Annotated in this window: 19 protein-coding genes and 5 pseudogenes; 3 read left to right on the forward strand and 21 right to left on the reverse strand. The window is 60.4% G+C overall.

All coding sequences use genetic code 11. The annotated features are described in order from the left end of the window. Positions 1–968: 968 nt before the first annotated feature. Together NKI47_RS35305 and NKI47_RS33125 are read left to right on the forward strand one after the other, a co-directional pair. Positions 969–1,208, forward strand: coding sequence for a GDP-mannose 4,6-dehydratase (locus NKI47_RS35305; RefSeq protein WP_502898118.1), 240 nt, complete (start codon positions 969–971; stop codon positions 1,206–1,208). 13 nt (positions 1,209–1,221) lie between these two features. Beyond that, positions 1,222–2,087 (forward strand): annotated as a pseudogene (locus tag NKI47_RS33125) (GDP-mannose 4,6-dehydratase). Between the two features lie 133 nt (positions 2,088–2,220). Here the strand turns inward: NKI47_RS33125 and NKI47_RS33130 are convergent. Continuing rightward, positions 2,221–2,364, reverse strand: a pseudogene (locus NKI47_RS33130) (IS481 family transposase); the annotation flags it as partial. A 161-nt stretch (positions 2,365–2,525) separates the two neighbouring features. Between NKI47_RS33130 and NKI47_RS33135 the strand changes: the two are divergent. Further along, positions 2,526–2,648: pseudogene (locus tag NKI47_RS33135) on the forward strand (glycine oxidase); the annotation flags it as partial. A gap of 263 nt (positions 2,649–2,911) precedes the next feature. On the opposite strand, the pseudogene NKI47_RS33140 reads toward NKI47_RS33135, so the two are convergent. The 20 genes and pseudogenes from NKI47_RS33140 to NKI47_RS33235 form a co-directional block, all read right to left on the reverse strand. Beyond that, positions 2,912–3,924 (reverse strand): annotated as a pseudogene (locus NKI47_RS33140) (1-aminocyclopropane-1-carboxylate deaminase). Positions 3,925–4,264: 340 nt separating this feature from the next. Then, positions 4,265–4,705 (reverse strand): exopolysaccharide production repressor protein, encoded by a 441-nt coding sequence (locus NKI47_RS33145; protein ID WP_352595701.1) that lies wholly within the window; start codon positions 4,703–4,705, stop codon positions 4,265–4,267. After that, entirely contained in the window at positions 4,614–4,928 is a 315-nt protein-coding gene (gene fdxB, locus NKI47_RS33150) for a ferredoxin III, nif-specific (protein WP_352595704.1), read from the reverse strand. Before fdxB ends, NKI47_RS33145 begins: the two co-directional genes overlap by 92 nt. Then, positions 4,925–5,131, reverse strand: a complete 207-nt coding sequence (locus NKI47_RS33155) for a CCE_0567 family metalloprotein (RefSeq protein ID WP_352595707.1) — start codon at positions 5,129–5,131, stop codon at positions 4,925–4,927. The genes fdxB and NKI47_RS33155 overlap by 4 nt, the downstream gene beginning before the upstream one ends. Continuing rightward, complete coding sequence (locus NKI47_RS33160; RefSeq protein WP_352595710.1) at positions 5,119–5,625, reverse strand: DUF269 domain-containing protein; 507 nt, start codon at positions 5,623–5,625, stop codon at positions 5,119–5,121. The genes NKI47_RS33155 and NKI47_RS33160 overlap by 13 nt, the downstream gene beginning before the upstream one ends. Before the next feature lie 214 nt (positions 5,626–5,839). Further along, positions 5,840–6,964, reverse strand: coding sequence for a thioredoxin domain-containing protein (locus NKI47_RS33165; protein WP_352595743.1), 1,125 nt, complete (start codon positions 6,962–6,964; stop codon positions 5,840–5,842). Positions 6,965–7,404: 440 nt separating this feature from the next. Continuing rightward, entirely contained in the window at positions 7,405–7,698 is a 294-nt protein-coding gene (locus NKI47_RS33170) for a hypothetical protein (RefSeq protein WP_352595713.1), read from the reverse strand. A gap of 769 nt (positions 7,699–8,467) precedes the next feature. Beyond that, complete coding sequence (locus NKI47_RS33175; protein WP_352595716.1) at positions 8,468–9,355, reverse strand: universal stress protein; 888 nt, start codon at positions 9,353–9,355, stop codon at positions 8,468–8,470. A 104-nt stretch (positions 9,356–9,459) separates the two neighbouring features. Further along, entirely contained in the window at positions 9,460–10,227 is a 768-nt protein-coding gene (locus tag NKI47_RS33180; RefSeq protein ID WP_502898119.1) for a response regulator transcription factor, read from the reverse strand. A gap of 45 nt (positions 10,228–10,272) precedes the next feature. Beyond that, positions 10,273–10,752: a NifX-associated nitrogen fixation protein gene (locus NKI47_RS33185; protein WP_352595722.1), complete on the reverse strand. Its 480-nt coding sequence runs from the start codon at positions 10,750–10,752 to the stop codon at positions 10,273–10,275. Between the two features lie 16 nt (positions 10,753–10,768). Next, positions 10,769–11,266, reverse strand: a complete 498-nt coding sequence (gene nifX / locus NKI47_RS33190) for a nitrogen fixation protein NifX (protein WP_352595725.1) — start codon at positions 11,264–11,266, stop codon at positions 10,769–10,771. Beyond that, positions 11,232–12,614 carry a nitrogenase iron-molybdenum cofactor biosynthesis protein NifN gene (nifN, locus tag NKI47_RS33195; RefSeq protein WP_352595728.1) on the reverse strand — a complete coding sequence of 461 codons (1,383 nt, stop codon included), beginning with the start codon at positions 12,612–12,614 and terminating at the stop codon, positions 11,232–11,234. The genes nifX and nifN overlap by 35 nt, the downstream gene beginning before the upstream one ends. Before the next feature lie 9 nt (positions 12,615–12,623). Next, on the reverse strand, positions 12,624–14,114 hold the full coding sequence (nifE, locus tag NKI47_RS33200; RefSeq protein ID WP_352595731.1) for a nitrogenase iron-molybdenum cofactor biosynthesis protein NifE: 1,491 nt from the start codon (positions 14,112–14,114) through the stop codon (positions 12,624–12,626). A gap of 56 nt (positions 14,115–14,170) precedes the next feature. Beyond that, a complete protein-coding gene (gene nifK, locus NKI47_RS33205) occupies positions 14,171–15,712 on the reverse strand; it encodes a nitrogenase molybdenum-iron protein subunit beta (protein ID WP_352595733.1) in 1,542 nt (513 codons plus the stop codon). Between the two features lie 128 nt (positions 15,713–15,840). Then, on the reverse strand, positions 15,841–17,343 hold the full coding sequence (nifD, locus tag NKI47_RS33210; RefSeq protein WP_352595736.1) for a nitrogenase molybdenum-iron protein alpha chain: 1,503 nt from the start codon (positions 17,341–17,343) through the stop codon (positions 15,841–15,843). A 99-nt stretch (positions 17,344–17,442) separates the two neighbouring features. Beyond that, positions 17,443–18,336 carry a nitrogenase iron protein gene (gene nifH, locus NKI47_RS33215; RefSeq protein ID WP_023801970.1) on the reverse strand — a complete coding sequence of 298 codons (894 nt, stop codon included), beginning with the start codon at positions 18,334–18,336 and terminating at the stop codon, positions 17,443–17,445. A 484-nt stretch (positions 18,337–18,820) separates the two neighbouring features. After that, positions 18,821–20,077, reverse strand: a complete 1,257-nt coding sequence (locus tag NKI47_RS33220) for a type II toxin-antitoxin system HipA family toxin (protein ID WP_352595738.1) — start codon at positions 20,075–20,077, stop codon at positions 18,821–18,823. Continuing rightward, positions 20,052–20,378, reverse strand: coding sequence for a helix-turn-helix domain-containing protein (locus tag NKI47_RS33225; RefSeq protein WP_352595746.1), 327 nt, complete (start codon positions 20,376–20,378; stop codon positions 20,052–20,054). The genes NKI47_RS33220 and NKI47_RS33225 overlap by 26 nt, the downstream gene beginning before the upstream one ends. A 314-nt stretch (positions 20,379–20,692) precedes the next feature. Next, a pseudogene (locus tag NKI47_RS33230) lies at positions 20,693–21,127 on the reverse strand (transposase); the annotation flags it as partial. A 95-nt stretch (positions 21,128–21,222) separates the two neighbouring features. Next, the coding region (locus NKI47_RS33235) for an NAD(P)/FAD-dependent oxidoreductase (RefSeq protein WP_352595741.1) at positions 21,223–21,655 on the reverse strand (433 nt) is incomplete at its 5' end.

The following is a 21,655-nucleotide window of genomic DNA, read 5'->3' on the forward strand; positions in this document are numbered from 1 at the left end:
GCGAATGGTTCGAGGCCAAGACCCAGTTCGCCGTCGTCTTCGGCGAAAGGTTCGTCAGCCAATGACGAAACCGGCCTCGCGCACAGAATTCCTGACAGTTCCGTTTTGAGCAGTGAGTGATCCTGCTTTGCGTGCACTGGTGCCTGGCCGTCCGAGGCGATCGTTGGGCCACAAGTACAGCGCGGGTCACCCGCGACAGATGCACGGCATCGACGCATGCCTCTCCCGGATCACCGCGTCGCCCACGCAGGTGGCCGAGGCCCTGCCTCAGGGGCAACGCCAGCCGTGCCTTCCGACCAGGCCGGCATTGCGTGACCCCCGTTTCTGCGCATCACCTGGCCACCCGAGCGCCGGCCTGAACAACTTCCGCGACGATCCGTGCCTTCCGCTGTCGACGCTGCCGCCGCCCAGTGGGACCTTCGATTACCTCAAGCCGACAAGCCTACCAGTCGCGCGTTGTCTCCTGGCATGTAAACACCTCGGCCAAAGCTAGAGGCTTCTTCCCGTGACTATACGATACGGCCATGAAGGGCATCGCCTGTAAGTTCTCGACCGAGAGGTAGAACGCAATCCAAGTGCGAACTGTGTGAGTTGCAGGCCGCCGGCGAATTAAGACGCCCTGTGAATGCAGTCATTGCAGGGCTAAAGGATCGAAACGACTTTGCCATCTCGGCGCTGCGCGGGGGATTGCGCTGAGTTATTTAGAGGCTGCGTTCGAGGCCCTGAAAATCTCAATTCGGTCGAAAGCGCGTATCCGTCGTGTGGATGCGTTCCATCAAAACAATCGATTTTGCGAAGAATAGTGGACATGAAAAGACGCCGCTAGGGAAGAGACGCCTACAGGAGGTCTCTCCCGTCGTGAGGAAGATCGAGGCGAAGTCCTTCCAGACCTTATGCCGAGGACACGGCGTGCTTCATGTAATCCGCTCGCCTTCTTAACATCACTCGGGGCACAGGCGGTGCATACGATGATTGCATCGCGTCGTAGCGGACAGGAAGTCATTCGTACGTTCCGCCGGCCATTCCTGTCAAATCGCTTCATTCACGGAAACTCATCCACGGAAATATCAGAAATCACCGGTCAGGACGGCGCGCTGCTTGCCGAACTGCTGCTTTCGAAGGGCTACATAGTGCATGGCCTGAAGCGGCGAGCCTCCGCTGATCGGGAATACCCAGCGCATCGACCACCTCTATCAAGACCCTCATGAGGATCATCCCGACATGGTCCTGCATTACGGGGACATGACGGATGCGACAAACCTGATCCGTCTCCTGCAAGAAACGCAGCCTGACGAAATCTACAATCTGGCTGCCCAAAGCCATGTGCAAGTCTCATTCGAGACTCCCGAGTATACGGCCAATGCCGACGCTCTCGGCACACTGCGGCTGCTGGAAGCGATCCGCATTCTCCGCCTTGAGGAAAAAACGCGGTTTTACCAGGCCTCCACGTCCGAACTCTTCGGTTCGGTCCAGGGCGTCCCGCAGGAGGAGACTACTTCGTTTTATCCACGCTCGCACTATGCGGTGGCGAAGCTCTACGCCTACTGGATCACCGTGAACTACCGCGAGGCATACGGGCTCTATACAAGCAACGGGATTCTGTTCAGTCACGAAGGGCCGACGCGCGGCGAAACTTTCATCACACGCAAGGTGATGCTGCGGTACCTGCGATTATGGCCGGGAAGCAGGACTGCCTCTATCTCGGCAACCTGGAGGCAAAGCGCGACTGGGGCTCGGCGCGCGACTATGTCGAGGGCATGTGGCGCATCCTGCAGCACCATGAGCCTGACGATTTTGTGCTCGCGACCGGCGAGCGGTCCGCAGCTTTGTCGAGGCTGCCTTCAGGCGGGTAGGCAAGGAGACTCTGGGAAGGCGAAGGCGTCGACGAGGTAGGCCGAGAACGCAGGAGTAACCAGGCGCTGATCCGGATAGACAAGCGTTATATTTCCGTCCGACCGAGGTTGACCTGCTGGATCGGCGACGCCTCCAAGGCGGCCACCAAGCTCGGTTGGAAGCCAAAGACCACCTTCGATGAGCTCGTCTCCGAAATGGTCGATTGCCGCGGCTACGGAATAACGATCGATTAACGGGAAGGTCGCGACATTCCATCGCCGACCAACGAAAAGATTCGGCCTCGCATCGCCGTTGCTGATCCATCTCCTCCGGTCGGCGCCGACGTTGCCAGTCTCATGACCGCGCTTCATCTCGCGCCCGAGCCGGCCTTGCTGTCCAGCGCGCCACGATCTTGGCCGACACGCCGTAGACGCGCGCCGCATGGGCTTTGGACAAAGCGCATTCTATCACCGACAGCGCCATCTCCTCTCGACGTAGCGGCGTGAGACGGGCATTCTTGTGGATGTTCATTCGGACCCTCCGGTGAGTGCTGAAGCCTGGTAACTCCAGTCTCCCCGGTCCGGTCCGAATGGACAACCTCCCGAAAGCCCACATCTAGCCAGCCGGTTTAGCGCTGTTTTCGGTCCCGATGAGGTTGCCCATTAGGGCTTATCGCGCTTTTGCTGACGAGCAGCCTCGGCGGCAATGCGTCATGGTTCGCCGGCGGCATGCCGGCGCCATGGTGCGAGCGTAAACGCGCCGAGCAGCCGGAGCTGGAGCTCGGGCGCGACGCCGCCGACTGGTGGGATGCGGCGTTGACTCGTGCCGCGTTCCAAGCACGGATGAGCTGCGTCGCCCATTCCGCGGTATCCTGCGCGCGCCCCCCTCGTTGGCGTGTCATGCAAGCGGGCCGAGCGAATTGCATCGAGATAGCCCCAATTAAGACATTCCGAATGAACCCGGCCACCTTCGCGTTGGGGCGGCAGTTAACAGTCCCCGGTTTGCCGGGCAGGCCCCCGAACGAACTTGGAGCGCATCGCTCGCACGGCAGGGCGGCGCAATCGCAATCTGTCGAGCGTCAGCCATTGCGAAAGGTGTAGCCATAACCCGTTGATCGCTAGCGCGCCGCCGAGATGCGCGTAGAGGATCCTCGATCCCTCTGGAAAGAAGCCCTTCTGGATGAGGTCGATCATCCCTTGCATCGATTTGCCCTCGTAGACGGGATCGGTAATCATACCCTCGAGCCGCGCACACATGCGGATGGCCTCCTTCGTTTCCTCGGACGGAATGCCATAACGCGGGTATGCTAGTCCTCAAGCAACACTACGTCATCCTCGACGGGTTCCGTTCCGAGATCGACGAGCTCCGCTGTACGTTGGGCAATCTTTAGCACCTGCGCCTTGGTCTTGGCGGGGGTGGCAGAGGCATCGATACCGACCACATTGCGCTGTCGACCGTCCTCGGCGAATCCGACGAGCATGCCGGCATGCGTTGAACCCGTGACCGTGCAAACGACGATGTGGTCGAACGCAAACCCAAGCTGTTTTTCCTGGGCGCGCACTTCCTCCGCGAATCCCACATAATCGAGCCCTCCATTCGGGTGAACAGACGCCCCGGCTGGTATCGCATAGGGTCTGCCGCCCCTCGCCTTGACCTCATAGAGCGCTTGTTCCCAACTGTGGCGGATGCCGATGTCAAAGCCCTCGTTGACCAGGCGCACCTCTGCACCCATGATGCGGCTCAGGAGAATATTGCCGACCCGGTCATAGACGGCATCCTCATGGGGTACCCAGCTCTCCTGAACCAGCAGACATTTCCTGCCGATCTTGGCGGCGACTGCGGCGACCATGCGCGTATGATTGGACTGCACGCCGCCGACGGTGACGAGCGTATCCGCATCTGACGCGATCGCGTCCGGGATGATGTATTCGAGCTTGCGGAGCTTGTTTCCGCCGAACGCGAGACCGGAGTTGCAGTCCTCGCGTTTGGCGTAGATTTCCACCTTGCCCCCAGATGCTTGCCGAGGCGGTCGAGCTTCTCGATAGGCGTGGGTCCAAAGGTGAGCGGATAGCGTTCGAACTTTTCCAGCATGTCTTCTCCAGCAACACATGATCGAGTTGAATGAGCTATGCACCCAGCCAGTCCAAGAGGCGTGTTTGATTTGACGACAGGTGCGTTATGAGATGTTGCAGAAGAGCCTCATCATCATTTCCAGCGCCTCGCACGGAGACGAAGCAGCCCGCATCCCGGCGTGCTGCGACGGCTCTCATGCCTACGGAACCCAAATAGCTGCATCTCGCGCCATTAGACGTCCCGGGATGCGGTCACTTCTGCCCATGTCAAGCACACCTGTTCTTCAATGATCAGCCCAAGGTCCGTGGTTCATCGAAAGTGGCGGGAATCCGAGCTCTGATCTTGTCACGGCCACGCCTCAAGGGAGCAGCAGCGATATAGCTAGCATTTGATTTTGAAGCGAATCTGCCGAGTCACTCGTCACCTCATCATGGTCTGGCGATTGGCATCCAACGTCCTCGCAACTGCCGAAATGCTCAGGCCTTTGGCCAGCTCGGCCAACGCAGCCAGACCGCCAGATCAAAAAGAGCACGCTTGCTAAATACGCGAGCTGAAGGAGCAGCGAACAAGTCAGCGTCGTGACGACTACTGTGCCGATGGAATGAGAAGCGAAGTAGACAGTCAATGCGGTGCTGCACAGCACTAGCCCCAGGACGTGACAAAAGCTTCTAAAGGGCAACGCCGTTCTCCTGGTTTGTCTCCTCAGATCATGCTGCGATCTGGTCGGCCGCAACATGGGTCTGGCAGTTCTTCGGGCAGACGCGGGCGCAGGCTCCGCAGCCAATGCAGCGGCCGGCATGATCGACGACCATGATCATGCGATTGAGCTCGCCATCGAAATCGTCATCCTCGTCGTCGCAGGCGCCGAGGATTTCACCCGCGTCATCGACGCCGTAAAGATGCATGACCTCGCGCGAGCAGACTTTGAAACAGCGGCCGCAGCCGATGCAGATCGTGCCGTCTATAGCGGTGAGGTATTCCGGCACCCATCCGGAGCCGTCGCGGGTGGTGAATGTGCTCATCCTCGTAACTTCTTCATTGTAGCGAGCTCTCTCTTGGCACCATCCAACTCAGCAAAAACCGCCGACGTTTCCTCGGCAACTTCCTCTATCTCCGTCCATTTTCCCGGGAGATTCTCTGCAAGGTCGCGCAATTTCATCTTGGCAACTGCCGCGCGCAGCTGAAGCTTTCGGACTTTCTTCCCCATATCATCTAGCTTTGACATAAATCGTTCCTCGAAATCGGTTCATCACGCCCGCGCCAGGTTGGACAGGCTTCAGTGGTTGAGGTCGCATCGTCGACCAGTTTCGTACCGGCCTCCCCGAGTTGCCGGAACGTCTCGAAGCCGAACCGAGGGACGTCTAGACAGAACGACGAGCTGCCCAACCGTGAAAAGCACGTGCCCGAAGGCCTTAAGGTTTTCATCTCCACGATTGGCGATGTCACCGGGCGGAAACGCTCCGCAATCGCAAGCCCGACGGCGGTGTAGAACATGTCGAGCCTCCACAATACGTCCGGATCGGGATAGCCCAGGCCAGGGATCGCACGGCGCTTTTTCCTGGTGAGGATGAAGTCGACCAGCAGCGTGGCGTCCGATTTGCCTTCCCATAAACAGTAGGACTCCTGGGCACGGATCAGCCGCACGAGGCATCTGACAAAAGGCATGGCAAGGGCCGCCACGTCCTCGTTGACAGCCGGACTGACCGCGGCATCAGACATTTCGCCTTCTCCTCATTTCAGTCCTCTTCCTCGAAGCACGATTCTGTTTTCTGGGACGCCTACTTCGGGCACACTTGCGCACCCGACGCCCGGCTCCGGCGGCCGATTCCACGCAATTGATGTCCCCGTGGCCGACCTTGAACACCTCCTCGACTGCGAAGTCTTCCACGCGAATTCGCGTCGAACATCACTTCCGCCGTGATGCGGCCGGAGGTCATGAAGATTCGAGCCTCGATCCTGCTGCAAACGATCGACCAAGTGCTGCATGGACCCTCCTTGCTGCGGCCACGCCAGGGAAATGGACGAATTGGCCAATAAGCCATTTCGACCAATTACCCTTTTTTATCTTTCCTCCTCCGTCGACCGCGCTTTGGTACCTTCGGGAAATTGTTTTGCGGAGCCAAACAGAGCGCGCCGTAACAAACGTTCTCAGCTTGTAGTTGGCCAGGGCCTGCAGCAAATCCGGTAGGAGGTGTCGTTTCCAGTTCGTCCGGCACAGGCTCCGGACCGTCCAGCGACGTCTTGCCAGCTCGACCAACTCGATCGCGCGAACTTCGTTGCCGTTCTCATGGTACCGAGCGATCGCCGGATAAGACCAGAACTTAGGGTCGTCGCCTTGCGGGGGGTTCAGTGCCAGGATGTGTTCGGGCAGCTCTTTGCCCATCGCGAAGCGCTCAGCAGACGGAAAGCGCGAATGGTCATTAGTCGGATGAAAGAGTTGGTCTAGCGCCATGATCATCCAATCCTCGGAGTTTCTGTCGATCGCGTCGCGAACCAGTTGGTGCATGAGGGGCAAACCGGTCCACATGTCGTGCATTTTGTGAAGCACCAGATGCGCATGCGCCCGGCGGAAATTGATGTCGTCCAGCATTAAGGCGATGCCCTCTTCGATCGCCGAGAGCGCCTGTTCCACTGTCTTCACCGCCGCCCAAAATCTGTCATTGATCGGCTTCTTCAACGCGCGTTCGCGCGCCATGGATTCACTTCTGGCGATCCGCTCCGTATCGGCGGCTTTCGCTTTATCGCTGGTGCGCCAGCTGCCGCTGAGCACTTTCGGCAAAATCTCATCGAGTTGCCCCGGATGACCAATAAAGGCGATGTGGCCGTCTCGGTCGACCACGAACGAAGTCGTAACCCCGGTGGAAAAGCTGGGTTTCATCCAAAGCTTGTTCATTTCGCCTGTGTAGTCGAACGCGATCCGATAGTTCAGATTCGAGCACTTTTCGGGTAACCACGCGTCCAACTTGGTGCGAGCCTCAACGGCCGTTGGAGCGTCTTCATTAGCCGCGACTCCGACGACCTCAATTCCGCTGTCCCTGTATTTCTCCTGCAGCCGCATCAAATGGAGCATCTCCCCCACACCTGGTCGGCACCAAGTTGCCCAAATTCGACGATATAGACTTTGCCGGGCTGGAAGTTCGCAAGGGGCTCGCCACGCAGCCAGTCCTCCACTTTGATCGAAGGAGCCGGTGACCCCGTCGCAATACCATGTTGCTCTCCAAAGCTGTTGCCAAAGGTTGCGTGACCTTATGCGCGAGCTTGTTTCCCCTTTGAGACGGGGCACGAGGGTTCAAGGAAGGGAGAGCATCGGTCGTCTTGCGCATCTGCGTGCAGTCAGCCTTCACTCAGTGTTGCTGAATCTCAATTCGCAAAGGCCGTGCCAACGCGCTCAGCGCGCGGTAAACGCTTGATTACACATTAAAAAACCTCCGGGTGCCAAGATAGCCGGTTGTATCGGACGCGACATGTTTTCTGCCACTGTCAGGTCTTGGACACGCATCACGCGCTTCGCGTCGCCAGAGAAGCGTGGCCACGGACGACTCGACATATATTCGGGCTGAGGCACGAGCAGATGGACATCATGTCTGCGTTGGCTACCGCCAGGCTCGTCATCATCGTCCCCCTCAAGCCTTGCTTGAGCTTCTTGCCGTTTCGGTCGCTCAGGTGGTAGCGAAACGCCATTGCGATTGCAGGGGCCGCTCCATCCGAGCATCGCCTCTGCCCTACCTCTTCCGCTTTGCGATTGAATTCCTGGCTGGCGACACAGGAGTTCTTCACGACGAAGCCGGTCATGTCCGGCTGCGGGTCGCGAGTACCGTCTTCGCCAGATTGACGATGATGATCGTGGCGAAGGGGGCCAGGATGAGTGCCGGCATGTGCCGGCGCGGTGAACTCTCCCGGGTTCCTGCTTTTGTCGTTCTGTGTCCCTGTTCACAGGCCCTACAGGGACCGCTTGGTGCGAATGTGAGCGTTGTAGGAATTGACCGGCCAAAGACCACTCGGTCGCCACGCGGGTTGGGCCGGACCGACTGAAAACGCTGAAGATGCGGCCATCCTCACCCCTAACCCGCCTGCCATTCCAGACCATGGCAACGTGATTTATGCGATCGATTCCCGCCGACCGCGGCAGGAGCCCGACCGTTCCGACTCGAAGTGGAGGGCGTCGGCCACGGGACGGTCGTTGCGTTGTTAAGCTCCCGGCCAGTAATGAGGAGATCGTGATAGCGCGCATACGATGCCGCTACGGGTCCAAACTCGGCCTGCCGCGCTGAACGACTCTCTTTGACCTAACGCCGATCTGCGCCGTGATCGTGGCTCCATTGAGGACTGCCCATACCTCTGCCCCGCGGTTGGTCTCAGCATCACGGACCAACTCGGGCGAGTAGAACCACCCCCGCGCGCGTTAGCGGCGTGCGCGGATGTTCTCGGGCGGCACGTGCAGATTGGCTCCGAGAAGCTTCGCGAAGCTTGCACGTTTGCCGCGATCTTTCTCCGACTTGGCATCAGGATAGTAACCCAGTGAGTAGAGTTTCGAACAGCGTCGGTGCTGCTTCGGAACCCGTCAGCGAGCCAAAAACAGCGGCAATGGCGGCTTCCCAACTATCCATCTCGTCACCCCACCGAAGAGCCGCTCGCGCAGCCGGCGGCTGCCATAAGCTCCCATGACTATCATATCGGCAGACGTGTCGATTGCGTGCTGCGCGAGCACCATAGCCACCGGTTTGCCGGCGCTCGGCAGCCGGTCAACCGACACCCGAGCACCGTGCCGAGTGAGATAGGCAGCGATGTCGGCTCCCGGCTCGGGGCCGTTTCCGGTGCAGGTCGCCTCCGGATCGACTAGTGCGACACGAACTTCCTCAGCACCGGCTAGCAGATCCAGCGCTTCCCGAACCGAACGGGACGCCTCGACTCGCGAATCCCAGCCGACCAGCACGCGCCGTGGCGACAGAGTCGCCTCAGCGCCCTCCGGCACGACAAGCACCGGCTTTCCGGTATCGAACAGGCTGCCGTTGATAACTAGGGGTCCGAGGTTAATGTCGTTGAGAAGTGCGGGGCCGACGATTGTCAGGTCGTTGCAGAGCGCCCGCTGACGCACCGTGTCACCGACGCTGGCCTGATCGCAGTTGGCAATATGGACATCATAGCACCGCCACGTGGCTCTCAGCAGTTTGTGAATTTCCCTGGATGTTTTTTCCAGACTGGCCGTGGCCTGTGAAAACCTCTCGATTTGCCTGTACCGTTTTTCCAGTCTGGCAATGGCCTGTGCGTGTTGTTGAGGCCACTCGGGGATGCCATCGCCTAGCGGCGGAGGCGACATAACGAGCGGCGGAGGCGACATAATCAGTACGGACAGATATGCGCCGACCTCGGCGCACAAGCCGGCAGCTGTTCTGACGTCCTGATCGGAGTGGTCAGCTCCCGCTACACTGAGTAGGCTTTTGAAGGCCATCTTACTGCTTCTCCATCAGTATGTCGCGCCCGTAGCGCGTTTCGAAGCCGCAAAACCTGCCCTGACCACGATGCAGATAGCGAGTGGCACCACCCCTGCCCAATCTAGTCGTCCGGCTTCTCGAGCGAGTAGCCGGCCGACCTGACGGTGCGAATGACGCTGCCTGGCGAGGCCGCCTTCAGCGCCTTTCTAATCCGGCTGATATGGACGTCGACAGTGCGTGCACCGATATGGATATTGTCCGGCCAGGCCGCGCCTATCAGCTCGTCTCGGCTGAAGACCTTGCCGGGAGCCTCAAGCAACTGCCGCAGCAGGTTGAACTCGAGAGGTCCGAGATGGATGTCGTGGCCATTACCGCGAACCCGGTGGGCATCGAGCTTCATCTCAAGGCTGCCGCAGCAGAGCCAGCTGCTGTTTTCGATGCCGTTTGAACCCGGTTTCGGCAGCGCCAGCTTCGTGCGTAGACAGTCAAGCAGCTTGGCTGGCGCGAAGGGCCGCACGAAGCTTTCATCAATGCCTGCCTTCAACAGATCGAGGTGCTGGTTCTCGGCGCCGGGCGCGATCAGGGCAATTACGGGCAGGCCGCCGGTCCGGGGCTCCCCCTTGAGCCGGGCGCAGATTGTGGAGCCTGTCGCGCTTGCCGCCCCGCAGTCCAGCACGACCGCCTGGAGCTCACGTTCGTCGGCCAATGCAAGTGCTTCCTTCACGCCGCCTGCCGGCTCACTCGTGAAGCCGTCCACCCCCAGAATGTGGCTGAGGAACAGATACAACTCCGCATCTTGCGAACAGATCAGGACCAGTGGCTTCATCAGCGCTACCCCAAGAACCAAATCGGCCTCGACCGCCTCGGTTGAGGGGGCTGGCCATCGCATGTCCTCAAAGCCTGACATGATCCCCTTGATCGAAAATCGGTTCCATCACGCCCGCGCCACCTCGGGATGAGCCTCAATGGCTGCGGTGGCATCGCCGGCCAGTTTGGTACCGGCCGCGGCGAGTTTCCAGAACGTCTCGAAGCCGAACCGGTGGACGTCGCGCAGGGTCTTCGACAGAACGACCAACCGCCCGGCCGTGAGAAGCACGCGCCCGAAGCCCTCATGGCTCATCTCCATCATCGGCGATGCCATCAGGCCGGAGCGCTCCTCGATCGCAAGCCCGACGGCGGTGTAAAATATCTCAAGCCTCCACAGCACGTCCGGATCGGGATCGCCGATGATCGGGATCGCACGGCGCTGTTCCCTGGTGTTGATGAAGTCGCCCAGCAGCTCGGCGTCCGATTTGCCTTCCCAAGACCCGTGGGAATCATGAGCCCGGACCAGCCGCACGAGGCATTTGACGAACGGGGTGGCAAGGGCCGCCTCGTCTTCGGCGACAGCAGGGCTAACCCCGGCGTCAGACATTTCGCCACTCCTCATTTCAGTCCTCGTCCTCGAAGGACGGTTTGTGTTCGGCGACACCTGCCTGCGCCAGCACCTTGCGCAGCCAAGGGGGAGGACACGTCCTGAGCATCATCTGCGTGCGCAACAGCACCTCTTGGATGGTTTGGGGGTGCGGCACTTTGATCGGATGAATTTTTGCCGAAACAAGTTTGGCTGCCGAAGGTCCGCCGATCGCCAGACAAAAAAGGAGATGACAGCCCTTCAGCGCCTCCACCTTCGGGGTGATGCGGTCGTCGCCCTCAGTTCGATGCTTCCCGCTCTCGTCCGAAACGTCATCGAAGGCCACGGCCTCGACGAGATTCCACTCCTCGGGCGTCACGTCGTAGACAGCAAAGCGCCTGGCCGAACCGAAATGGGCGTTGAGGTTCTTCATGTCCTGCGTGGCGACCGCCACGCGCAATGCGCCGGCTTGGCGTTCCGGCGTCGGTGCGTGAACCTCGTCAGTGACGAGCGAGAGGCGACGAACGGAGCTCATCTGGCATTTCTCGCTTACGGAGTGGATCAAGCGCCTGAGGCGTCGGCGCGTGCCGGTTGGCGTCAAAGATGTTGGCAACCTCGAAGATCAGGTCGCGGGTCCCCTGATAGAGGATTGTGAGCTTGTGCTGGCTGCCGAGCCGGTCGAAGATCGGGAAGCCGACCCGCATGAGCGGAATGCTGAGGCGCTGCGCCGCCTGGCGGCCATGGGAATGGGTGACGAGAAGATCAGCGCCGGCGCCAAGAGCTTCCAAATCGCCGAGATCGCCGATCTGAACCGACTGCGCCGGTACTTCCTCCAAAATTTTCGACATGTTGGTCGTGGTGACCGCCGCCGCGATTTCGGAGCCCATGCCGGTGAAGAAGCTCGCGAGTTGGTAGAGTTGGTCTGGTTCAGCAGCGATCGCAATTTTCTTGCCTCCAAAATGGAAATGTCCGTCGAGCAACGCGTCCTGCAACTGCGCCCGGCGACGGCGCATCCCAGCCGGCGCCGCCGCGCCCGAAACCGCGCACAGTAGCGAGACGAACCGGTCTGCGTCCCCCAATCCAGTCAGCGACCGGAACAGCACGTAAGGCACGCCGGTCAACCTCTGCAGCAGCTCGGCCGGGCGGCGCATATGCTCACCGATGACGAGGCATTGCTCGGCCGTGCCAAGCTCGCGGATATCCTCGACGCTGGTGCCGCCATAGGTGGTCGTGACCCAGCGATCGGGCACCGTACCGTCGAGCGAGCCGGAGACGTCCGGCAGAATCACCGGCTTCAGTCCAAAGCTTTCAACCATCTCACGCAAATGCTCGATATCAGCCACAGTGAGATTCCAGCCAGGCAGGATCACGATCTTCTTCGACTGCCGCGCCTGCTCGCCGGGCCGCGTAATCCTTTCGATCATCGCGGTGACAGCCTTGGCCCAGCCCTCTTCGATCGCGCCGTCGAAATCCGGTGTGTTGGCTAGCACCACCTCCGTACCCGCGAGTTCTTCCGTGCGCTTCAGCCTGATATTGGCGATATCTCCTGCGCAGTCTTCGCCCCGGGTTTCCACCAGCGCCGTCGTGCAGACCCCGATCAGAGTTGGCTTCGTGCGGGCCTTGAGGTTGAGGATCGCCTCTTCCAGATGCTCTGCCCCGCCGAGGATCGTCGCCACCTCGTCCATCGCTGTTGTCTGCAAGGGAATGGCTTCCTTGAAATGCCGCACGAAGAGCACGAGGGCGAAGCTGGTGCACCCTTGGCTGCCGTGGAACAACGGCATCGCGCCGTCGACGCCAAGAAAGGCCAAGGCGGCACCCAGCGGCTGCGATGACTTCAGCGGATTGACCGCCGCCGCTTTGGTCTGGGGAAGGATGCGGACCATCGGCTTTCCTCACCACTCGCCGAAATCGTCGGCCGTCGTGCCGGCGAATTCCTGGACAGCATGCAAGGTCGCGGTCTCGCTTTTCGTGCTCGGCAGTTCCTCCCTCACCGCCGGCTGGCAATCCCATGGTGCCGGTTCCCGCACCTGGCGCCAGATCGGGTTATGAATGGCGAGGTCGATCTGGCGTACGAGTTCCACCATGCCGTCATAGCCGGCGTAAGGATGTTGGCGCTCCTGGTTGATATCGAGCCAGGGTGTCTTGGCCTTCAGCGCGATGAACTGCGTGCGCCCGCCCGACAGCGTGATATCGGCCTTGTGTTCTGAGAGCATGGTGTAAAGTTCGCGCGGCGCCATCTGCTCGAACATGTGGTTGTCGTCCTTGAGGATCTGCTTGATGCGCTCCTTGTCTTCGACGGTCGACTTCTTGACAGAGGTGCCGACGATCTCGATGCCGATCTCCATCAGCGCATGGACGACCGACCAGGACTTTACACCGCCGGTGTTGAGCAGCACGCGCTTGCCTTCGAGCCTCGGCCGGTAGGCCGCGAGCTTCTTCCAAGCGATCGTCTCCTCCTCTGCAATCAATGCCTCGGTGCGGCCGAGGATCTCCGGATCGGCACCCTTCTTCACGAGCAACTGAGAGAGCTGTCGGAGCGCTTCAGAGGTGTCGGTGATGCCGTAGAAGGAGCCCTCGAAAAACGGGATGTCCCAGCGCTGCTCCATCTTGCGGGCGAGATTGATGAGCGCGGTCGAGCACACCATCATAGCCGCCCGGGCGCGGTGCGCGCAGGCAATGTCGAGGTAACGCGCGTCGCCCGGAATGCAGGCGCGCACCCGGATGCCGAGCCGATCCAGCAGCGGCTTCACCAGCCAGAATTCGCCCGAGAGGTTGAATTCGCCAAGGATATTGATGTCGTAAGGGCCGGCATCGTCGGGCTCCACCGTGCCGATGACATGATCGAGCAAAGCCTCGCCGGCAAGCTTGTTGCCAAGATTCTTGGAGCCGACGAAGCCCGGCGCATTGACCGGCACCACCGGCAGGCCGAACTTTTCCGCCGCGCGCTTGCAGACGGCCTCGATGTCGTCGCCGATCAGCGCCGTCACGCAGGTCGGATAGACGAAGATCGCCGGGGGCCCATACGCTTCCTTGATCTCGCGGATCGCTTTGAAAAGCTTCCGCTCGCCCTGCCCCATCACCACGTCGAGTTCGGTGAGGTCGGTCGTGAAGCTCGTGCGCCACAGCGTTGGCCCGGACGAAGCCGCACCGCGGTTGTCCCAGGAATTGCCCTCGCAGGCGAGCGGCGCATGGATCAGCTGCGCGACGTCGGTGATCGGCTGCAGCAGGATCTTGGCGCCATCGAAGGCACAGCCGCCGGCCGCCGCCCCGGGGGTCAGTCGCTTCGAACAGCCCTCCTTGCGCGCCTTGGCATCCTTGCCGCGGTTCTGCTCGCAGGCGGGCTCGTTGAAGACATCCTGGATTTTGGCTCTGAGCGAGGACATTGCGTCGGTCTCCAAAGTCCCTCGGGAAGACGACCGGCCAAAGCCGACCGTCACGCTTAGCGGGTGAGGTCATACGAATAGTCCGTCACGCCCGTCTCGCTTGTCTCGCGATCGAGCTTGTCGAAGATCTTGTCGAGGATCGTCGTCAGGACGCGCAACCCGCCTTGGTAGCCCATAAGCGCAAACCGATGGTGATGGTGGCGGTCGAAGATCGGAAACGTCAGCCGGATCAGCGGCGTGCCGGTGTCGCGCTCCAGATACTTGCCATAGGAGTTGCCGATCAGCAGGTCCACCGGCTCGGTGAAGAGCAGCGACCGCATCGCCCAGAGGTCCTTGCCCGCCCAGACTTGAGCATCCTTGCCGAAGGGCGATGATGCAAGCAGTTCCTTCAACTCCGCTTCCCATGCCGAGGTGCCGTTGGTGGCGAGGCAATGGGTCGGCTCGCCGCCCGTCTCCATGATGAAGCGGGCCATGGCGTAGACAAAGTCCGGATCACCGTAGATGGCGTATTTCTTACCGTGAAGCCAGGATTGGCTGTCCGCCATGGCGTCAACAAGCCGGCCGCGCTCGAGGCGGATTGTCTCGGGGATTTGCTTGCCGGAAATCGCGGAGACCTCCATCAGGAAGTCGTCGGTCGCCTGGACTCCGAGCGGGTAATGAAACGAGGCAGTCGCCTGCCCTACCCCCTCGCAATACTCCAGTGTTTTTCGGGTGTTGTAATGTTGCAGCGAAAGTGTCGCCTCGGCGTTGAGTGCCTTTCTCGCGTCTTCGATCTTCGTGCCGCCGTCGTACATGCGGTATTCGCCGTCCGAGGGCGTGTCGAACTGGTCAGAGGCGTCTTGGATGAAGGTATAGGAAACGCCTATCAGATCGAGCAGGCGCTTGAGTTCTCGGTTGTTGCCAACACAGAAGCCGTCGAAACCCGGAATGACGTTGATGGTTCCCTCGGCTTCCGTGCGCTCCTCGCCTTTCCAGAAATGCTCCAAAATGCCCTTGACCGCAACGTCGTAGCCGTCGACATGGCTGCCGACGAAGGCTGGCGTGTGGGCGAAGGGCACGTCGAAGTCGCGCGGGACCGAGCCTTCGTCCTTGGCGTTCTCGATGAAACTGTGCAGGTCGTCGCCAATGACCTCCGCCATACAAGTAGTCGAGACGGCGATCATCTTCGGGTCGTAGAGCTGGTACGTGTTGGCGAGCCCGTCGACCATGTTCTTCAGGCCACCGAACACTGCCGCGTCCTCGGTCATCGACGAGGAAACTGCCGAAGCAGGCTCCTTGAAATGGCGCGACAGGTGCGAGCGGTAATAGGCCACGCAGCCCTGGCTGCCGTGGACGAAGGACATGGTTCGCTCGAAGCCCGCGGCCGCGAACACCGCGCCGAGCGGCTGGCAGGCCTTGGCGGGGTTCACGACAAGCGCTTCGCGAGCGAGGTTCTTTTCGCGGTATTCCCACGTCTTGGTGAATTCGCGTTGGTCGGTAACGACCTGGTCCGAGTGCGGACATTCGAAATTCAGCCTCTTGTCGGCGAGCATCTGCCTGTATTCCGGCTCGCGGAACAGGGGAGCGTGGTCGAGAACTTTTTCAGCCGACTGCGGCATGGATGGTTACCTCTTCTCCATCTGGCCGCACCATACGGCGGCACAGGGACGTCGAAACGTTTCAGGTCTCCCGCGGATAAAGCGCCACAGGCGTTCAACGGCCTCCCGGCTTCCGGGAGGCCAGGTTTTCATTCGGCTGCGATCGCCGCCGACGGCTCGGCTTTTTTCTTCCAGGGGGCGTCGTAGAGGTTCCAGACTGGGTTGTTGATGGCCAGATCCATGTCGCGGGCGAAGATGGCGAAGCCGTCGTAGCCGTGATACGGGCCGGAATAATCCCAGGAATGCATTTGACGGAACGGTATGCCCATCTTCTGGACCGGGTACTTTTCTTTGATGCCGGAGCCAACGAGATCAGGACGGATCCCCTCGATGAACTTCTCCAGCTCGTAACCAGTCACGTCGTCATAGATCAGCGTGCCCTTCTTCACGTAATGGCCGGTACGCTGATAGTCGTCGTTATGGCCAAATTCATAGCCAGTGCCGACGATCACCATGCCTAGATCCTCATATGCCGTGACGACGTGACGGGGGCGCAGCCCGCCGACATAGAGCATCACCGTCCTGCCTTCGAGGCGCGGCCGGTACTTGGCGATGACGGCATCGACCAACGGCCGGTATTTGGCGATGACCGCCTCGGCCTTGGCCTCGATTTCCGGCCCGAAATGCTTGGCTATCTTGCGCAGAGAGGCTTCGGTCTGGGAGGGGCCGAAGAAATTATACTCCATCCAGTCGATGCCATACTTTTCCTCCATGTGCCGGCAGATGTAGTTCATCGACCTGTAGCAATGGATGAGATTGAGCTTGGCCTTCGGCGCGCGCTCTATTTCGGCCAGCGTAGCGTCGCCCGACCAGTTGCCGACCACGCGCAGGCCCATCTCCTCGAGCAGGATGCGCGAAGCCCAGGCGTCGCCGCCGATATTATAGTCGCCGATCACATTGACATCGTACGGGCCGGCCTCGAACTCGATGTCCTTCTTTTCGAAGACCCAGTCGCGGATCGCATCGTTGGCGATGTGGTGGCCGAGGGATTGCGATACGCCGCGGAAGCCCTCGCAGCGCACCGGCACGATCGTTTTTTCGTGCTCCTTGGCCTTGTTGCGGGACACAGCTTCGGTGTCGTCGCCAATCAGGCCGATCGGGCATTCGGATTGCACAGTCATGCCCTTGTTCAGCGGAAACAGTTCCTCGATCTCGTCGATGATCCGTTCCAGCTTCTTGTCGCCACCAAAAACAATGTCCTTCTCCTGGAAATCGGAGGTGAACTGCATCGTGACGAACGTGTCGATGCCGGTCGTGCCGACGTAATAGTTGCGGCGTTGCGACCAGGAATATTGCCCGCAGCCGACCGGGCCGTGCGAGATATGGACCATATCCTTGACTGGACCCCACACCACGCCTTTCGAGCCGGCATAGGCGCAGCCGCGAATCGTCATCACTCCGGGGATGGACTTGATGTTCGATTTGACCTCGCATTCGGAAAGGCCCTCGCTTTCCTCGCCAGCCTCGTCGCCGCTCTTTGCGACGCTGAGGTGCTTTTTGCGGCGCTTCGCCGCCTTGTCAGGATATTGCGACAGCACCTCCTCGATAAGCTTCGCATGGAGGGCGCCGTCATTCTCGTATTCCAGGCTCATGGGACCCCTTTCAAGGTTCAGGGTGACGCCTCACCAACGAGGCGCCGTTCTTTGAAAGGCGCGCCAGGTCAAGGCCGCGCCTCGTGTCGGCAGCGGTCGTTACTGTGCGGCCGCCTTCGCCGCTTCCTTGACCTGAAGCTCGGCAAGCATCTGCTCGTCAGTCTTCATGATGCCGAAGTCGAGCAGCATGTCCTCGAGCTCCTCCATGGTGATCGGGGTTGGGATGGTGCCCTGGCCCGAATTGGCATGGATCTTCTCGGCTAGTGCCCGGTATTCCCCGGCCTGCTTGGAGTCCGGCGCATACTGGATGACAGACATCTTCCTGAGTTCGGCGTGCTGGACGATGTTGTCGCGGGGCACGAAGTGGATGAGCTTGGAATTGAGCCTGGAAGCCAGCGCTTCGGCGAGGTCGAGCTCGCGGTCGGTTTGGCGCTCGTTGCAGATCAGGCCGCCGAGCCGCACGCCGCCCGAATGGGCGTATTTCAGGATGCCCTTGGCGATGTTGTTGGCGGCATAGAGCGCCATCATCTCGCCGGACATGACGATATAGATTTCCTGGGCCTTGTTCTCGCGGATCGGCATCGCGAAACCGCCGCACACCACATCCCCGAGCACGTCGTAGGAGACATAGTCGACATCGTCGTAGGCACCGTTCTCCTCGAGGAAGTTGATCGAGGTGATCACGCCGCGGCCGGCGCAGCCGACACCCGGCTCAGGGCCGCCCGACTCCACGCATTTGATGCCTTTGTAGCCGACCTTGAGCACGTCCGCGAGTTCCAGGTCTTCCACCGAACCTTCCTCTGCCGCGAGGTGCAGGACCGTATCCTGCGCCTTCGCGTTCAGGATCAGGCGGGTGGAGTCGGCTTTGGGGTCGCAGCCGACGATGAGGATTCTCTGCCCGAGGTCGACAAGGGCGGCGAGCGTATTTTGGGAGGTGGTGGACTTGCCGATGCCGCCCTTGCCGTAAAAGGCGATCTGACGCAAACCTGACATGTAGCTTTCCTTCCTTCGTTCCATTCATCGCGGCTGCCGCGACATGAATGCCGGTCGGGCAGCTGTCGCCGCCTCGCACCCAAGGATCTCAAGACTCGTGCCAATTTGGCTGATCGAACCGAAGAATAATTTCATGGTTGCTTTTCAGAGGTTTAGCGTGAGGCCAAAGAAAGGATCGTTGGAACAAGCCGTGTAGCGGACCCGACAATGGCGACACAAAGCGTCGGATCGCGATCCTCAGTCACCGCATTCGTTCGAACCGCATCGTTGTGTTGAGGTGGGCGAACAGCATCTCGACCCTCTAGCGTTAATTGCGGGATGCTACGAACTCTTCTGTTCCGGCGAGCTGACGTGCTTGGTCTCGCGTGTCCTCGTCGACACTGCGCGGAATCTTGCGCCACGCTGGCATACCTTCGATCCACGGCCATCCATACGGGGCCGCGGGAGATAATTCCGCCATATCACCAACTCAAGGGGACTCGGCTCACCTATCGGCGCAGGAGTTCAGTATCGGCGTCATCGCCTTCACATGTTCGTCGATCCGCTCGAGCACTTTCGCTGCGACAACGTCGCGCTCAGGCAGATGCCACCAGTGCTCGTTGACGAGTTCGACGGTCTCGACCACTGCCTTCAGGACTGCCGGCTCCGGAAGCCTTGCACGGTTCGCAAATGCTTTCCATCGCGGTGCTGCTAGCGCCTTGAACGAGCGCTCCCCTCCAAGCGAAAGCGCCATGGCGTCGGCGGGAATATATGGCACGGTCGACAGAACGTCGTAGATTGGTGCAAGCACCGGCTTGTCGCCGTTACCGGGATAAATCAAAGACCAGTTCTTGAGGTGCATGTCGCCATTGCCAGTGATGACCGTCAGCGCCAGGCGGCGGACGAATTCGAGAGCCGCCGTAGGCGAGACGGCCACGCCAAGGGCCAAGGCTATGTCGTGATAAGCGGCCCCCTCATATTTGCGCGAGGGATAGACACCGAAGACCTGAGCGAAATCCTCGATGTGTATCCTCTCGCCATCGGCGCCGCGATCGAAGCGTTTGACGAGAAGGACCTTGCCCTCCGACAGCGTGTTGAATTCTTCGGGAACGCCCTCAAAATCGGACTTCTCGACCAGTTCGCATTCAGGAACCTCCATGCCGATTGCTGCAGCCAGCGCCAGGTTGGCGAATTCGTTCTCGGAAACGCCCGGAAAGGCCGTCGAAGGGAACTTGGCGATGTACCGGCCCTGCTCGTCGTCCATCGGCAAGGTAAGGCCGCCGCCTTTTCCAGTGTTCTTCATGACCGACAGCTTCATCTGCACGCCGGCAAGTGAGAACCGTGCCTTGGGCTTATCCTTTGAAGCATCCTGCGAAACCGCTATCGCGCCGTCACTGGGCAACGCCCGTACGGCTCCCGGCAAATCGGCGCCCAGCGCCGCTAAAAGATCGAAATCATTGCCTGGCCGCACATTGCCTTCGTGGTGCTTTTCCATCGCCTCGCGCAATTTCTCCTCCGGCAGGAGGTTCGCGAAGAAAGCGGGCAAGGCGCCCGCCAGAGGCTTCGGATCTTTCCGCAATCCTCCCGTCGCTGCCCGGAACGACAGGCTGAAAACCGGAAAGCCGCCCGTCGCGCGGTAGGCCTCATCGAAGTTGAATGCATTGAAATCGCCCGGGGTCCTAACGATTGTGCCGATCTTCAATGCGTTCAAGTGCACGTCCAGCGACGGGATCGTCTTAGGTGCGCGAAAGACTGGAGCCATGATCGCCATCGTCAGGTTGAGAAACAAAGGCGGGTCGATCGTCATCATCATGCGGACGCAATAGAGCCTGGACAGCCGGCACCATGACCTGCGGAACCAGCATCATTTCCAGACCGAGCGCGCGAGCGATATTCATGAGCGTGGTCGCACGCGCCGCTGCGGCTCCCTTTTCGATGTCGCGATAGCGGGGACGGGATATACCCGCCAAATCAGCGACCTGCTCCTGCGTCATGGCCGCGGCCAGCCTCGCCTGCCTGAAAAGCCCACCGATTTCGCGCAGAATTTCCGATTCAGAGTCCATCATGATACCTATACGATCTATTCCAATGCGCGATGATACGCAAAGGTATCTCATCCAGCGAGCAAGTCAAAACTTTATGATCTCTTCGCGTATCATATATGAAGATAATGATATGCAAAGAGATCAATCCTTCTTCGAGGATCTCTCAGGCTTTAGCGCCGCACAGCGAACGGCGTTCCTCCGAGAACAGCTGCTATGGCCACCAGGCTCCTCTGATGGCGCGGCCGCCGGTTTGCCAGGCTTCTTGCGGCCTGCGGCCTGGCGCTGCTCTTTTTTTCGGCCTCGATCCGGCGCTCTTCTTGCGCCGCCAGCTTGGCCTCGGCTTCCAGCGACGCCATCGCCTGCTGGATCTTGGCCAGCCGGTTCTGCTTGTCGCCGGCCCAATCCGGCATCTCGTCGCCGCGCTTGTCCTTGCCGAAAGTCACGTCCTCCTCGGCATCCGCGGCCTCGGCCGCCGTCAGCATGCGAGCGACCTCGGCTTTCAATTCCAGCTCGCGCTTCTTCATGCGCTCATAACTCATCGCCTTGTGTTTCGACGCGTTCGCCTTGATCTTCTTGCCATCCGGCGCGACATGGCCGAGTTTGACCAGTCCTGCCGTCTCACACAGCTTCAGAACCTGCACGAACAGCGCCACGAGCGCCTTCAAATGCCGCTTGCGGAAGTCGCTGATCGTCCGGAAATGCGGCGGATCGCGCGCCACGATCATCACAAAATCATTCCGTTCGCGGCAGGCCCTGGCCGGCTGTTTTCGCCAGCTTTGGGCCATCGGTCGCCTGTCGCGTTCCTTCGCGCCCCTCTGTCCCTGCACCAAAAGGGCCGTCGCGGCGCACCCGCCCTTCCTGCTCAAATCACATTCAATTCCCTGAACGCCCGCCCCTCGGCGATCCGGCTGTACCCGAACGCCGAGCAATCCCTCGTGCGATAGCCGCCATGCACCAGAAGCTCGGCCAGCGCCTTGCCGACCGCCGGCGCCTGCTGCAGGCCGTGGCCGGAAAAACCGTTGGCGAAGAGGAAATTCCCGACCTCGGGATGCGGGCCGATCACCGCGTTCTGGTCGAGCGTGTTGTAGTCGTAATGGCCGACCCAGGCGGGCGTCGGCTTGATCGCCTCGAAGGCTGGAATGCGGGTCGCCAGCACCGGCCAGATCACCTCTTCGAACAGCGGCCAGTCGGCGTCGAAGTCGGCGGGGTCGGCCGGTCCTTCGCCCTCTTCCGGCTCGGCGCCGCCGGTGATGTAGACCGAGCCCTCCGGCCGGACATAGATGCCGCTCGGGTCG

It is taken from the genome of Mesorhizobium sp. M0633, from assembly GCF_040320645.1.
In the GTDB taxonomy this organism is placed as follows: domain Bacteria; phylum Pseudomonadota; class Alphaproteobacteria; order Rhizobiales; family Rhizobiaceae; genus Mesorhizobium.

Coding starts and splice junctions, on each gene's coding strand:
- NKI47_RS35305 (WP_502898118.1), top strand. CDS start 969: ATGATTGCATCGCGTCGTAGCGGACAGGAAGTCATTCGTACGTTCCGC.
- NKI47_RS33145 (WP_352595701.1), bottom strand. CDS start 4,705: ATGCCGGCCGCTGCATTGGCTGCGGAGCCTGCGCCCGCGTCTGCCCGA.
- fdxB (WP_352595704.1), bottom strand. CDS start 4,928: ATGAGCACATTCACCACCCGCGACGGCTCCGGATGGGTGCCGGAATAC.
- NKI47_RS33155 (WP_352595707.1), bottom strand. CDS start 5,131: ATGTCAAAGCTAGATGATATGGGGAAGAAAGTCCGAAAGCTTCAGCTG.
- NKI47_RS33160 (WP_352595710.1), bottom strand. CDS start 5,625: ATGTCTGATGCCGCGGTCAGTCCGGCTGTCAACGAGGACGTGGCGGCC.
- NKI47_RS33165 (WP_352595743.1), bottom strand. CDS start 6,964: ATGCGGCTGCAGGAGAAATACAGGGACAGCGGAATTGAGGTCGTCGGA.
- NKI47_RS33170 (WP_352595713.1), bottom strand. CDS start 7,698: ATGACCGGCTTCGTCGTGAAGAACTCCTGTGTCGCCAGCCAGGAATTC.
- NKI47_RS33175 (WP_352595716.1), bottom strand. CDS start 9,355: ATGGCCTTCAAAAGCCTACTCAGTGTAGCGGGAGCTGACCACTCCGAT.
- NKI47_RS33180 (WP_502898119.1), bottom strand. CDS start 10,227: ATGCGATGGCCAGCCCCCTCAACCGAGGCGGTCGAGGCCGATTTGGTT.
- NKI47_RS33185 (WP_352595722.1), bottom strand. CDS start 10,752: ATGTCTGACGCCGGGGTTAGCCCTGCTGTCGCCGAAGACGAGGCGGCC.
- nifX (WP_352595725.1), bottom strand. CDS start 11,266: ATGAGCTCCGTTCGTCGCCTCTCGCTCGTCACTGACGAGGTTCACGCA.
- nifN (WP_352595728.1), bottom strand. CDS start 12,614: ATGGTCCGCATCCTTCCCCAGACCAAAGCGGCGGCGGTCAATCCGCTG.
- nifE (WP_352595731.1), bottom strand. CDS start 14,114: ATGTCCTCGCTCAGAGCCAAAATCCAGGATGTCTTCAACGAGCCCGCC.
- nifK (WP_352595733.1), bottom strand. CDS start 15,712: ATGCCGCAGTCGGCTGAAAAAGTTCTCGACCACGCTCCCCTGTTCCGC.
- nifD (WP_352595736.1), bottom strand. CDS start 17,343: ATGAGCCTGGAATACGAGAATGACGGCGCCCTCCATGCGAAGCTTATC.
- nifH (WP_023801970.1), bottom strand. CDS start 18,336: ATGTCAGGTTTGCGTCAGATCGCCTTTTACGGCAAGGGCGGCATCGGC.
- NKI47_RS33220 (WP_352595738.1), bottom strand. CDS start 20,077: ATGGCTCCAGTCTTTCGCGCACCTAAGACGATCCCGTCGCTGGACGTG.
- NKI47_RS33225 (WP_352595746.1), bottom strand. CDS start 20,378: ATGGACTCTGAATCGGAAATTCTGCGCGAAATCGGTGGGCTTTTCAGG.